Genomic DNA, 13,189 nt, shown 5'->3' with positions numbered 1-13,189 from the left:
CCGCCGGAGAGATCCTGCTCGGTAAGAAAGGCGCGGCTGGTGATATATCCCCGGCTGATATACCAGTCAGAAATACGGGCGAGAAGCTCCGTTATTTTCGCCATATCCAGACACCGGCCCTGCCACGGCGCGACAAGGGCCTGCTGCGTTTTCGGGGAAATGAGGGTCGTGCCGGAAAGGGTAATGGTATCAATGGTGAAGCAGGGCCCGGCGCCGGCTGCAGGCAGCGGTCTGTCAGGCGCGGGACGAGGAATACTCCGCTCCAGCTCTTCACGCTGTTGCTGGTTCTTTAATAACAGTTCCTCCTGCTGCTGACGCACGGTGTCCCGGTCAGCAGGAGTAAGGGGGGCTGCATGGCTCAGAGAGCAAAAAAATAACGAGCAAAAAAAGACGGCTTTGCTGTAATAGCGCATATAAAAGGATAATATTTTTTGGTTTTCTTAATTATGCCAGCTCCGACGCAATAGAGAATAGTCTCAAAAAGAGGGCTACTATAATTGGTAGTAATATTTGCGTTAAGTCTAAAAAAATAAAAATCCGTGATAAAGAAGAGTGTAGTTTCTGAAAGCTTTATTATTCGATCATGGTTCCTTCTTTCACAAAATATTAACTAACCTTCCCAATAATGAGATGTAAACGTCAGCGAGTAGTGCTGATTAAATTACCCGTTACACTCATCGTGCTGCAAACTCTGATGGAGTCTGATAATTCAGTGCTGAATATGGGGCTCGCGCGATAACGTCTTTGAAGTTATCAATCAACAGCATGACGATATCTGTATGGGAAAGCGTGGACAGGATAAAAACAGGCAAAGGAAGATAACATCAGGAAAAGCTGGAGCGGGCGAAGGGAATCGAACCCTCGTATAGAGCTTGGGAAGCTCTCGTTCTACCATTGAACTACGCCCGCTTTGAGGTGCGTATGGCATTATAGACCTTACGCACCTTCATACAAGCCTCTTAACAACTAACCGGCGATAAAATAATCACTTAGCACTTCGGTTTGCTGCCGGGCGCAGGCAGATAACGCTGCGGGTCGATGGCCGTCGCCTTATAGCGAATCTGGAAGTGCAGCTTCACCGCGTCCGTGCCGGTGCTGCCCATGGTGGCAATCTTCTGCCCGGCTTTGACGTTCTGCCCGTTGTTGACCAGCATAGTATCGTTGTGCGCATAGGCAGTGATGTAGTCTTCGCCATGCTTAATCATGATCAGGTTACCGTAGCCGCGCAGCTGGTTACCCACGTACACCACCTTCCCTGCCCCGGAGGCATAAACCGGCGTACCGCGCGCAGCGGCGATATCAATACCCTTGTTGCCACCTTCAGAGAGTGAGTAAGGGGCGACCACTTTACCGCTGGCAGGCCAAATCCAGCAGCGCTGTCCAACCGGCGGCCATGACGATTGCGGCACCTGATAGGACGGCGTCACTTTGGCGGTTTTGCCTTTCGAAGAGGATTTTTTACCCGAGGACGATCCGCCGCTAACTTTCAGCTGCTGCCCCACCTCGATGGTGTAGGGCGGAGAGAGATTATTCAGCCGCGCCAGATCCTTCACGCTGGTTCCCGTTGCGCGCGAAATCCGGTACAACGTATCCCCGCGCTTAACGGTATAGACCGAACCGGAATAGCTGCCCATATCCGAAGATTTGCTCCCTGAGCAGCCCGCCAGCAATAGCGTCAGCGTCAGGCAAAAAATGGCGGTGATGGGGTTTCTCATCAGGCTTCCTGCAAACAAAACAGATCCTCGGTCAGCGTGAATGGCGCACTATGATAACAGCCAAAACGAATATGGGTCATGCCCTTTTCCGCTCTACACGCCAAACCGTTCGTATAAGAATGCAGTATAATGATCCGGCTGATGGTGCTGAACCACTCGGCATTTTGGCACTGGAGCATCAATGAGTATTCAAGAACACGTTATTTTGGTAAACGACCAGGGAATGGTGATTGGCACTCAGGAAAAATATGCCGCGCACACCTTACATACCCCGCTGCATCTGGCTTTCTCTTCCTGGCTTTTTAACGCAAACGGCGAATGTCTGATCACCCGGCGCGCCTTAACCAAAAAAGCCTGGCCCGGCGTCTGGACCAACTCCGTCTGCGGCCACCCGCAGTCCGGCGAAGAGACGATACAGGCGATAATCCGCCGCTGCCGCTTTGAAGTGGGCGCTGAGCTGACCGATATCACCGCCGTCGCCCCTGAATTTCGCTATCGGGAAACCGACCCGTCGGGGATTGTGGAAAACGAAATTTGCCCGGTATTCGCGGCCCGCATCACCAATGACGTGACGATAAACGAAGATGAAGTGATGGACTATCAGTGGGTTGAGCTGGACGCGTTATTCCGCGCGCTGGACGCGACGCCCTGGGCCTTTAGCCCGTGGATGGTCATGGAAGCGATAACCGCCCGCGAAAAACTCAAAGCCTTCGCGGCGCAATAAAAAAGCCCCTTTCGGGGCTTTTTTTACATCTTAACGCCTTATTTCACCGGGCGCATCGCCGGGAACAGGATCACGTCGCGGATGGTGTGGCTGTTGGTGAACAGCATGACCATACGGTCGATACCAATCCCCAGGCCCGCCGTTGGCGGCAGACCGTGCTCCAGCGCGGTCACGTAGTCTTCGTCGAAGAACATCGCTTCGTCGTCGCCTGCCGCTTTCGCGTCAACCTGATCCTGGAAGCGCTGAGCCTGGTCTTCCGCATCGTTCAGCTCGCTAAAGCCGTTGCCGATTTCACGGCCGCCGATGAAGAATTCGAAGCGATCGGTGATTTCCGGGTTCTCGTCATTACGACGCGCCAGCGGAGAGACTTCAGCCGGGTATTCGGTGATGAAGGTCGGCTGAATCAGGTGCGCTTCGGCCACTTCTTCGAAGATCTCGGTCACGATACGGCCCAGACCCCAGCTCTTCTCAACCTTGATACCGATGCTTTCCGCGATCGCTTTCGCAGAATCGAAGTTATCCAGGTCCGCCATATTGGTTTCCGGACGGTATTTCTTGATCGCTTCGCGCATGGTCAGTTTTTCGAACGGCTTGCCGAAGTCGAAGACCTCTTCACCGTAAGGCACTTCGGTGGTGCCCAGAATGTCCTGCGCCAGGGTGCGGAACAGGGATTCGGTCAGCTCGATCAGATCTTTGTAATCCGCATACGCCATATAGAGTTCCATCATGGTGAACTCTGGGTTATGACGAACGGAGATACCTTCGTTACGGAAGTTACGGTTGATTTCGAACACACGGTCGAAACCACCGACCACCAGACGCTTCAGGTACAGTTCCGGCGCGATACGCAGGTACATGTCCAGGTCCAGGGCGTTGTGATGGGTGATGAACGGACGCGCAGACGCGCCGCCAGGGATCACCTGCATCATTGGGGTTTCCACTTCCATAAAGTCGCGGTTGACCATGAACTGGCGGATACCGGCCATGATCTGAGAGCGAATTTTGAAGGTCTTACGGGATTCATCGTTAGAGATGAGATCCAGGTAGCGCTGACGATAGCGCGCTTCCTGATCCTGCAGGCCGTGGAATTTGTCCGGCAGCGGGCGCAGGGCTTTGGTCAGCAGACGCAGCTCGGTGCAGTGGATAGACAGTTCACCGGTTTTGGTTTTGAACAGTTTACCTTTCGCGCCCAGGATATCGCCCAGGTCCCACTTCTTGAACTGCTCGTTGTAGATGCCTTCCGGCAGGTCGTCACGGGAAACGTACAGCTGAATACGGCCACCAACGTCCTGCAAGGTCACGAAGGAAGCTTTACCCATGATACGACGGGTCATCATGCGGCCAGCAACGGCCACTTCAACGTTCAGCGCTTCCAGCTCTTCGTTCTCTTTAGCGTCGAAGTCAGCGTGCAGTTGGTCTGAGGTATGGTCACGACGAAAATCGTTCGGGAACGGCACGCCCTGCTCGCGCAGCGCTGCCAGCTTCTCGCGGCGGGTTTTCAGTTCGTTGTTAAGATCGACTACCGCGTCAGCGCCCTGTGCTTGTTGTTCAGACATGTTGGTTCCTCATAACCCTGCTTTCAAACTTGCTTCGATAAATTGGTCCAGGCTGCCGTCCAGCACCGCCTGCGTGTTGCGGGTTTCAACCCCGGTACGCAGGTCTTTGATGCGGGAGTCATCAAGGACGTAAGAACGGATCTGGCTGCCCCAACCGATGTCGGACTTGTTGTCTTCCATCGCCTGTTTCTCAGCATTTTTCTTCTGCATCTCCAGCTCATAAAGCTTCGCTTTCATCTGCTTCATGGCCTGGTCTTTGTTCTTATGCTGGGAACGGTCATTCTGGCACTGTGTTACCAACCCGGTAGGAATGTGGGTAATACGCACCGCTGATTCCGTACGGTTAACGTGCTGACCACCCGCGCCGGATGCGCGATAAACGTCGATACGCAGGTCCGCCGGGTTAATTTCGATATCAATATCTTCATCAACTTCCGGATAAACAAACGCGGAGCTGAAGGAGGTATGACGACGGCCACCGGAGTCGAACGGGCTCTTACGCACCAGGCGGTGAACGCCGGTTTCGGTACGCAGCCAGCCGTAGGCGTAATCGCCAATGATTTTGATGGTGACGGATTTCAGACCCGCAACTTCACCTTCAGACTCTTCGATAATCTCGGTTTTAAAGCCGCGCGCTTCCGCCCAACGCAGGTACATACGCGTCAGCATGCTGGCCCAGTCCTGCGCTTCGGTGCCGCCAGAACCTGCCTGAATATCGAGATAGCAGTCAGCGCTGTCGTATTCGCCGGAGAACATACGGCGGAACTCAAGCTGCGCCAGCTTCTCTTCCAGCACGTCGAGTTCTGCCACGGCTTCGTTAAAGGTTTCTTCGTCGTCGGCTTCGACGGCCAGCTCCAGCAAACCGGAAACATCTTCCAGCCCCTGAGCCATTTGATCCAGCGTATCTACGATAGCTTCGAGAGAGGAACGCTCTTTACCCAGCGCCTGTGCGCGTTCAGGTTCGTTCCACACGTCCGGCTGTTCCAGCTCGGCGTTTACTTCTTCAAGACGCTCTTTCTTGGCATCGTAGTCAAAGATACCCCCTAAGAACGTCAGAGCGCTCCGTGAGGTCCTGAATACGGTTTTTTACCGGATTAATTTCAAACATGGTCTGTTTTCTTTTATGGACTTGTCAAAATGCGGTGATAAGAGCGGGATTGTACCGAATCCACGCCCTTTTTTATAGAGATTACTGCCGCTAAATTGGCCAGATATTGTCGATGATGATCTGAAGGGTGCGGTTACCGCGAAACTCGTTGATGTCCAGTTTGTACGCCAGCTCAACCTCGCGCACGCCGTTGTCCGGCCATACCGCCGTGTCAACGTTGAAGGCGATGCCGTCCAGCAGCGGACCACCGCCCACGGGCTCGACCATCACTTTCAGATGACGTTCGCCGACAATACGCTGCTGCAGCAGGCGGAAACGCCCGTCGAACAGCGGTTCCGGGAACATCTGCCCCCACGGACCGGCATCGCGGAGCATTTGGGCCACGTCCATCGTCATCTCAAGCGGTGAAAGCTCGCCATCGGACACCACTTCCCCCTGCAGCAGGGCCGGGTCAATCCAGTCGGTGACAAGCTCACCAAACAGACGCTGAAACTCGTCGAATTTCGCCTCTTCCAGAGACAGGCCAGCCGCCATCGCATGGCCGCCGAACTTGATCATCAGACCCGGATACAGCGTATCGAGACGTTCCAGCGCGTCGCGCATGTGCAGCCCCTGGATTGAGCGGCCCGAGCCTTTCAGCGTGCCGTCACCCGCGGGGGCGAATGCGATCACCGGCCGGTGGAAACGTTCTTTAATACGCGACGCCAGAATGCCCACCACGCCCTGATGCCACTCGGGATGGTACATCGCCAGGCCGCCCGGCAGCGTATCGCCGCTGCGTTCAAGCTTTTCGCACAGGGTCAGCGCTTCGGCCTGCATCCCCTGCTCAATCTCTTTGCGTGTCTGGTTCAGCGCGTCCAGCTCGTTGGCTAGCACGCGCGCTTCACCGATGTTGTCGCACAGCAGCAGCGCCACGCCGACGGACATATCGTCCAGCCTTCCGGCTGCGTTAAGACGCGGCCCGAGGGCAAAGCCCAGGTCGCTTGCCGCCAGCTTGAGCGGATCGCGGTTGGCAATCTCCAGCAGCGCCTTGATCCCCGGACGGCACTTGCCCGCCCGAATGCGGCTTAGGCCCTGCCAGGTCAAAATGCGGTTATTGGTATCGAGCGGTACCACGTCCGCGACGGTGCCCAGCGCCACCAGATCGAGATATTCGGCCAGGTTCGGTACGGCAATACCGCGAGAGTCGAACCAGCCCTTATCGCGCAGCAGGGTCCGTAACGCCAGCATCAGATAAAACGCTACGCCCACGCCTGCGAGGGATTTCGACGGGAAATCGCAGTCGCGCAGGTTGGGGTTAATAATCGCTTCCGCATCCGGCAGCGTTTCGCCCGGCAGGTGGTGATCGGTGACCAGCACCGGGATCCCCAACGCGTGAGCATGATCGACGCCCGCATGGGAGGAGATCCCGTTATCGACGGTCATGATCATCTGTGCACCACGGGCGTGGGCCTGATCGACCACTTCCGGGCTGAGGCCATAGCCGTCTTCAAAACGGTTCGGTACCAGATACGTGACGTTATCGCAGCCCAGCGCGCGCAGGCTGAGCACGCTCAGCGCGGTGCTGGTTGCGCCGTCGGCGTCGAAATCGCCCACCACCACAATCCGCGTTCCCTCTTGAAGCGCGTTGTAGAGCATTTCGGTAGCTTTTTCGATACCGCTCAGCTGCTGCCAGGGCAGCATCCCTTTCACGCTGCGTTCAAGATCCTCAGCGCGACGCACGCCGCGGCTGGCGTAGAGACGCTTAAGCAGCGCCGGGAGATCGTCCGGTAAATCAACGGGTTCAACCGCCTCGCGGCGGCGCAATTTTATCGGGGCTTTCACGCGGATTATTTACCACCAAACTGTTTCTGGTGCGCGTCGAGGAACTCTTTCATCTCTTTTGGTCCCTGATAGCCCGGAACAACATAGCCGTTGCTCAGGACAATCGCTGGCGTACCGCTCACGCCAAACTGCACGCCGAGCGCATAGTGGTTAGCGATATCAATGTCGCAGGAGGCCGGCTTAACGCCTTTGCCGTTCATCGCGTCGTCGAACGCTTTGTTGCGGTCTTTCGCACACCAGATAGCCTTCATGTCCTGCTCTGGCTGGCTCTGCACGCCCGCGCGCGGGAAGGCCAGGTAACGCACAGTAATGCCCAGCGCGTTATAGTCTTTCATCTCTTCATGCAGCTTGTGGCAGTAGCCGCAGGTGATGTCGGTGAAGACGGTAATGACGTGTTTTTCCTGCGCCGCTTTATAGACGATCATCTCTTTTTCGAGCGCGTTCAGGTTTTTCATCAGCAGCTGGTTGGTGACGTTTACCGGCTGCGCGCCGCTCACGTCGTACATTGGCCCCTGAATAATGTGTTTGCCGTCTTCGGTGACGTACAGCACGCCGCTGTTGGTGAGTACCGTTTTCATGCCGGCAACCGGTGCAGGCTGAATATCGCTACCGGTGACGCCAAGCTTAGCCAGCGACTGTTTGATGGCGGCGTCGTCCGCATGGGCGAAACCGGTAAATGAAGCTGCCAGCAGGGTGAACAGCGCGAAAGTCTTTTTCATATGTGATCCTGTTACAATTCGTCGGCACTCACGCACGAGGGTGGTGCTGTTGGTGTAGCTGCCGCAGGCGTTCCGTCGCGACATGGGTGTAAATTTGCGTCGTGGAAAGATCGCTGTGGCCCAGCAGCATCTGCACCACGCGTAAATCAGCGCCGTGGTTTAACAGATGCGTCGCGAAGGCGTGACGCAATACGTGCGGCGAAAGCTTTTCACTATCGATACCCGCCAGTGTGGCGTAATGCTTGATGCGATGCCAGAACGTTTGCCGCGTCATCTGCTGGGCGCGCTGGCTCGGAAACAGGACGTCGATAGACGTACCATTGAGCAGCCACGGACGACCATGCTCCAGGTAAGTTTCCAGCCAGTAAACCGCCTCTTCACCCAGCGGAACCAGCCTTTCCTTGTTGCCTTTACCAATGACGCGCACCACGCCCTGACGCAGGCTGATGTCGCTCATCGTCAGGCCAACCAGTTCCGAAACGCGCAAGCCGGTAGCATACAATAGCTCAAGCATGGCTTTATCGCGTAACTCCAGCGGCAGGTCAACAGCCGGTGACTGTAATAATCTCTCAACTTGTGCTTCGCTGAGATCTTTCGGCAGCCGCTGCGGGAGCTTAGGAGATGCCAGCAGCGCGCTGGGATCGTCTTCGCGGATCTTCTCACGGTAGAGGTGCTGGAACAGCCGACGCATGGCGCTGAGCAAACGCGCGGAACTGGTGGCTTTGTAGCCCCCTGCGATACGTTCCCCAAGCAGCGCCTGCAGGTCGTCACGCTGCGCGCTCGCAAGGGATAACCCCCGGTGCGCAAGCCACTCCACCAGCATGGTGAGATCGCGACGGTAGGCGCTGAGGGTATTCTCGGCAAGATTTTTCTCCAGCCACAGCGCGTCGAGAAACTGTTCGATCAGTGCGAGATCCTTTTCCACATCAGCCCCTTTGATTCTGCAGTCAGGCCATTATGCCTGATTGCGACCGGTTTCTGGTACACTACGAGCATAGTCAAAGCAAGAATTGAGATAGTTACGCGATGAATATTGGTCTGTTCTATGGTTCCAGCACCTGCTACACCGAAATGGCGGCAGAGAAAATTCGCGACATCATTGGCCCGGAACTGGTGACGTTGCATAACCTGAAAGATGACGCGGTCGCGCTGATGGAACAGTACGATGTCCTGATCCTTGGCATCCCAACATGGGATTTTGGTGAGATACAGGAAGACTGGGAAGCCATCTGGGATCAACTCGACTCGGTCAATCTCGACGGCAAAATCATTGCCATGTACGGCATGGGGGATCAGCTGGGCTACGGGGAATGGTTCCTGGACGCGCTCGGCATGCTGCATGACAAGTTGGCGCCGAAAGGAGTGTCGTTTATCGGCTACTGGCCAACCGAAGGTTACGAGTTCACCAGTAAAAAACCGATTATTGCCGACGGCGAACTGTTTGTTGGACTCGCGCTGGATGAAACCAACCAGTACGATCTCAGCGATGAGCGCCTGCAAAGCTGGTGCGAGCAGATTCTGGGCGAAATGGCTGAAAAGTTTAGCTAACGCGCATTACCCCTGCGTCGTCTGTTGCAACAGCATCCGGCGCAGGTCCCGCCACTCGGCAGCATCCATACTGTCAGCCGCCAGCCACAGATGCTGGCAACGCCCGCCGTCCACCTTGCGTAACCGTAACATCATGCCGCAGTTGAGCATCCAGGGCATACCGAGAATATCCCACTCTTTACCCTGCCAGCGCAGGCGGGAATCCATCAGTAATTTAATCTCTCCCTGACGGGCATTAATGCGACGCTGGCTGCGTACGCTGTCAAAAACGACAAACGACAGTAACAGCAGCCACAGCGGCGTATAGCTCAGCGGCCACGGCATCAGCAAAACAAAGGCCGCAACCAGGCCGTGGAGCAATAAAGACATCCACTGCGAGCGCCACGAGACGCGAAGATCAGATTGCCACAGGACCACGTTCCCGATTCCGTGTTTGAATTAATTGCACCATCCGTTGCAACTCGGTGTCGGCGGGTTTGCCGTGGTTCATCAGCCAGTTGAATAAATCCGGATCGTCAGACTCCAGCAGGCGAACAAACAGACGCTTATCATCATCGCTTAAGCTGTCATACTCATATTCGAAGAAAGGCATGATGGAAATATCAAGTTCACGCATGCCGCGACGGCACGCCCAGTGAATACGGGCCTTGTTGTTAATATCCATGTTCAGTTTCCTGCATTACGTTTGGCACAGTCGGTACCCCGTTCAGTGTTCTTTATTTCTCTACGGGGACACCAGCTAGTGTAACGTGTTTTTGACCGTTTCATTACTGGAATATTGCGATCGCCGAGCAGGCTTCCAGAATAATCCCTACAAAGACAGCGGATTACATTATTTTGCGTAGCGCTACGCATAACCGGTTTAGGGCACAAATGGTCTGCTGAAAGCGCTTGCATTGCCTGCAGGCTCTTTTACCATTAGGCATTATCAAAGCGTTAAGCAATTCAGGATATCGTTATGGCATTTACACCATTTTCTCCTCGCCAGCCCGCCGCCTCTGCGCGTCTGCCGCTGACGCTTATTTCTCTTGATGACTGGGCGCTGGCAACGCTCACCGGTGCCGACGCCGAAAAATATCTGCAGGGCCAGGTGACCGCCGACGTCAGCCAGATGACCGAACACCAGCACCTGCTGGCAGCGCATTGCGATCCAAAAGGCAAAATGTGGAGCAACCTGCGCCTCTTCCGCCGTCAGGACGGCTTTGCTTTTATTGAGCGCCGCAGCCTGCAAGAAGCCCAGCTCAAAGAGCTGAAGAAGTACGCAGTCTTCTCCAAAGTCACGATCGCCCCGGACGACGAACATGTCCTGCTGGGTGTGGCCGGTTTCCAGGCCCGTGCGGCGCTGAAAAATCTCTTCAGCGAACTGCCGGATGCAGAAAAGCAGGTGGTCAGCGAAGGCGGGACCTCCATCCTGTGGTTTGAACACCCGGCGGAGCGTTTCCTGTTAGTCACGGATGCGGCAACGGCCGAACGCGTGACCGAAGCGCTGCGCGGCGAAGCGCAGCTCAACAACAGTCAGCAGTGGCTGGCGCTGAACATCGAAGCGGGTCTGCCGGTGATTGACGCAGCAAACAGCGCGCAGTTTATTCCTCAGGCAACGAACCTGCAGGCGCTGGGGGGCATCAGCTTTAAAAAGGGCTGTTACACCGGCCAGGAGATGGTGGCGCGTGCAAAATTCCGCGGAGCTAACAAACGAGCGCTGTGGACGCTGGCGGGCCATGCCAGCCGTGTACCTGAAGCGGGTGAAGACTTAGAGCTGAAGATGGGTGATAACTGGCGCCGCACCGGCACCGTGTTAGCCGCCGTACAGCTCGATGATGGACGTCTTTTGGTACAGGCCGTCATGAACAACGACATGGAAGCCGACAGCGTGTTTCGCGTGCGTGACGATGCGAACACGCTGAGCATCGAGCCGTTGCCATATTCGTTAGAAGAGTAATCGTATCCAGGTGCCCTCCCTCTCCCTGTGGGAGAGGGCCGGTGGCCCGCACGGTGGAAAAAACTACACCTGCCCCACGTACAAATAGATCGCCAAAAAGTGGCATACGCTGCCGCCCAGCACAAAGCCGTGCCAGATGGCATGGTTGTACGGGATGCGCTTGCAGACGTAGAAAATCACGCCGAGCGAGTACACCACGCCGCCTAAGGCCAGAAGCGTCACGCCCCCTACCGACAGTTTGATTGCCAGTTGATACACCACAATCAGCGACAGCCAGCCCATTGTCAGATAGGTGACCAGTGACAGCACCTTAAACCGGTGCGCGATGGTCAGCTTAAACAGGATCCCCAGCAGTGCCAGGCTCCAGATAACAATCATCAGGCCACGCGACAGCGGTGAGTTGAGCCCCACCAGCAGAAACGGTGTGTAGGTACCTGCAATCAGAAGATAGATAGCACAGTGGTCAAATTTCTTGAGCCACATCTTGGCCCGCTGATGCGGGATCGCGTGATACAGCGTCGACGCCAGGAACAGCAGGATCATACTCCCGCCATACAGGCTGTAGCTGGTAATGGCCATCGCGCTGGCATTGGCATCCACCGCCTGCACCAGCAATAACACTAAACCGACAATCCCAAACACCAGGCCAATGCCGTGGCTGATGCTGTTGGCTACTTCCTCAGCCAGCGAATATCCCTGTGCGATTAATGGTCTGCTCACCATACAAAACTCCGGGAAAACAAAAGATGATTATTCATCGCATAACTATGCTAACTGAGAATGATTCCAGTGAACACCTGTTAGCTAAAATAAAGTTAAACATAACGTTTCTAAATTACAATCAGACAGTTACACTTTAATTTCAGCGAACGCGCGTTTCGATTTAAATTATAAACATTTAAAATCAATTACATAAAACTGGTTCTGCCTGGGGTAGATCTCTGCGATCACGCTTTTCAATGCATCCAGGGTCATGTTCTCCTGTTCAGCATGTTTTTGCGTCAATGTGTCGAACGTAACGGTTGACGTTCCTGTTACTTCGATGGTGCAAAAATAACCATCATCCTCATAACGCCCCACCCGCAGGATATCGCCGGTTTTGAAATGGGATTCACTTTTATCCCGGATAGTGATGGTTTTACGTCCGGCCAGGATGTCGTCCTGAAAGCGCTGAAAAAAAGTGATGTCGTTTGGCTGCATGTTATTATTCCCTGAAGAAAAGTCTGATGAGTGAGTGTAGCCATTGTGAGCATGTTCTCCCATTCCGCCATTGCCAGTCTCAATAACCTGGAGATGATGGTCTACAACTATGTCATAAAAAATCGTGACAAAGTGATGTACATGACCATCCGCGAGCTGGCGGATGCGGCAGACGTCTCAACCACGACCATCCTGCGCTTTTGCCGCAAGCTTAACTGCGAAGGGTATTCTGAATTTCGGGTGCGCTTTAAGCTTTATCTTGAACAGAACGAGCCCCAGCAGGCGAATTTCGGTGCCAGCGAAATTATCAGCTTTTTTAAAAGCGTGAATAATGAAGAGTTCGATGCGTTATTAGATAAGGCGGTTGATATTATTTTATCGTCAGAGCGAATTATATTTGTCGGTGCCGGAACATCGGGTTCGCTGGCAAAATATGGCGCACGCTTCTTTTCTAATATCGGGAAATTCAGTAACCATATTGATGATCCTTATTTCCCGGTCACCAATGATATGGCGAAAAATGCGCTGGCAATTGTGCTTTCCGTCTCTGGCGAGACCGAGGAAATCCTGCGCTTCGCCAGCCAGTTCAGCCTGCATCACTGCAAGGTGCTCTCGATAACCAGCCACGAGCACTCGCGTCTCGCAAAACTGGCGGACTTTAATCTCTCCTGGCATGTTCCTCAGACGCGTATTGCAGGCGTCTACGACATCACCACGCAAATTCCCGTCATTTATATTCTGGAGTCTCTCGGACGTAAACTGGCGAAGAAACTCACAGAATAAAACACCCTGTTTTTTTGGTGTAACAAATCACATTTACTGTGAATTGTTATATCGTGACATTCAATTTCGCTTT

15 protein-coding genes and 1 tRNA gene are annotated in these 13,189 nt (G+C 54.5%); 4 read left to right on the top strand and 12 right to left on the bottom strand.

Features of this window, described 5'->3' with window-relative positions; translation table 11 throughout:
- The 3 genes from ACWKXN_RS17410 to actS form a co-directional block, all read right to left on the bottom strand.
- Nucleotides 1-413, bottom strand: a 413-nt coding sequence (locus ACWKXN_RS17410) for a POTRA domain-containing protein (RefSeq protein WP_454544072.1), incomplete at its 3' end; no start/stop codon positions are given.
- Nucleotides 414-835: 422 nt separating this feature from the next.
- Nucleotides 836-909: transfer RNA gene (locus tag ACWKXN_RS17405), tRNA-Gly, on the bottom strand.
- An 80-nt stretch (nt 910-989) separates the two neighbouring features.
- Nucleotides 990-1,715: an amidase activator ActS gene (gene actS, locus ACWKXN_RS17400; RefSeq protein ID WP_101744677.1), complete on the bottom strand. Its 726-nt coding sequence runs from the start codon at nt 1,713-1,715 to the stop codon at nt 990-992.
- 181 nt (nt 1,716-1,896) lie between these two features.
- Between actS and idi the strand changes: the two genes are divergently transcribed.
- Nucleotides 1,897-2,439: an isopentenyl-diphosphate Delta-isomerase gene (idi, locus tag ACWKXN_RS17395; protein WP_048980553.1), complete on the top strand. Its 543-nt coding sequence runs from the start codon at nt 1,897-1,899 to the stop codon at nt 2,437-2,439.
- 38 nt (nt 2,440-2,477) lie between these two features.
- On the opposite strand, the gene lysS is transcribed toward idi, so the two are convergent.
- The 5 genes from lysS to xerD all read right to left on the bottom strand — a co-directional run bounded on the left by lysS (nt 2,478) and on the right by xerD (nt 8,571).
- Complete coding sequence (gene lysS, locus ACWKXN_RS17390; RefSeq protein WP_096151316.1) at nt 2,478-3,995, bottom strand: lysine--tRNA ligase; 1,518 nt, start codon at nt 3,993-3,995, stop codon at nt 2,478-2,480.
- A gap of 9 nt (nt 3,996-4,004) precedes the next feature.
- Nucleotides 4,005-5,103, bottom strand: a protein-coding gene (gene prfB / locus ACWKXN_RS17385; protein WP_096151315.1) for a peptide chain release factor 2 whose coding sequence is annotated in 2 segments (ribosomal slippage) — nt 4,005-5,027 and nt 5,029-5,103 — 1,098 coding nt in all. Because the reading frame shifts where the segments join, the coding sequence is not laid out codon by codon here.
- 90 nt (nt 5,104-5,193) lie between these two features.
- On the bottom strand, nt 5,194-6,927 hold the full coding sequence (gene recJ / locus ACWKXN_RS17380; RefSeq protein WP_454544071.1) for a single-stranded-DNA-specific exonuclease RecJ: 1,734 nt from the start codon (nt 6,925-6,927) through the stop codon (nt 5,194-5,196).
- Between the two features lie 5 nt (nt 6,928-6,932).
- Nucleotides 6,933-7,646 carry a bifunctional protein-disulfide isomerase/oxidoreductase DsbC gene (gene dsbC / locus ACWKXN_RS17375; RefSeq protein ID WP_023309097.1) on the bottom strand — a complete coding sequence of 238 codons (714 nt, stop codon included), beginning with the start codon at nt 7,644-7,646 and terminating at the stop codon, nt 6,933-6,935.
- 28 nt (nt 7,647-7,674) lie between these two features.
- Entirely contained in the window at nt 7,675-8,571 is an 897-nt protein-coding gene (gene xerD, locus ACWKXN_RS17370) for a site-specific tyrosine recombinase XerD (RefSeq protein ID WP_023309098.1), read from the bottom strand.
- 101 nt (nt 8,572-8,672) lie between these two features.
- On the opposite strand from xerD, the gene fldB reads away from it, so the two are divergent.
- The gene (fldB, locus tag ACWKXN_RS17365) at nt 8,673-9,194 is read left to right on the top strand and encodes a flavodoxin FldB (RefSeq protein WP_023309099.1); all 522 of its coding nucleotides are present in this window, start codon (nt 8,673-8,675) and stop codon (nt 9,192-9,194) included.
- Nucleotides 9,195-9,200: 6 nt separating this feature from the next.
- Here the strand turns inward: fldB and ACWKXN_RS17360 are convergent, their stop codons facing one another.
- Nucleotides 9,201-9,611, bottom strand: a complete 411-nt coding sequence (locus ACWKXN_RS17360; protein ID WP_021242050.1) for a protein YgfX — start codon at nt 9,609-9,611, stop codon at nt 9,201-9,203.
- Complete coding sequence (gene sdhE / locus ACWKXN_RS17355) at nt 9,592-9,858, bottom strand: FAD assembly factor SdhE (RefSeq protein WP_010435322.1); 267 nt, start codon at nt 9,856-9,858, stop codon at nt 9,592-9,594. Before sdhE ends, ACWKXN_RS17360 begins: the two co-directional genes overlap by 20 nt.
- 294 nt (nt 9,859-10,152) lie before the next feature.
- On the opposite strand from sdhE, the gene ygfZ reads away from it, so the two are divergent.
- A complete protein-coding gene (gene ygfZ / locus ACWKXN_RS17350) occupies nt 10,153-11,133 on the top strand; it encodes a tRNA-modifying protein YgfZ (protein ID WP_045888315.1) in 981 nt (326 codons plus the stop codon).
- Nucleotides 11,134-11,196: 63 nt separating this feature from the next.
- Here ygfZ and trhA read toward each other — a convergent pair whose 3' ends face one another.
- Nucleotides 11,197-11,856: a PAQR family membrane homeostasis protein TrhA gene (trhA, locus tag ACWKXN_RS17345; protein WP_033146591.1), complete on the bottom strand. Its 660-nt coding sequence runs from the start codon at nt 11,854-11,856 to the stop codon at nt 11,197-11,199.
- A gap of 165 nt (nt 11,857-12,021) precedes the next feature.
- Nucleotides 12,022-12,333 carry a N(4)-acetylcytidine aminohydrolase gene (gene yqfB, locus ACWKXN_RS17340; RefSeq protein WP_033146592.1) on the bottom strand — a complete coding sequence of 104 codons (312 nt, stop codon included), beginning with the start codon at nt 12,331-12,333 and terminating at the stop codon, nt 12,022-12,024.
- Between the two features lie 51 nt (nt 12,334-12,384).
- Here yqfB and ACWKXN_RS17335 point away from each other — a divergent pair, with 51 nt between their 5' ends.
- Nucleotides 12,385-13,116 (top strand): MurR/RpiR family transcriptional regulator, encoded by a 732-nt coding sequence (locus ACWKXN_RS17335; protein ID WP_032660101.1) that lies wholly within the window; start codon nt 12,385-12,387, stop codon nt 13,114-13,116.
- Nucleotides 13,117-13,189 lie beyond the last annotated feature (73 nt).

Source organism: Enterobacter sp. UPMP2060, assembly GCF_053709655.1.
This window is presented reverse-complemented; position numbering and strand designations above follow the sequence as displayed.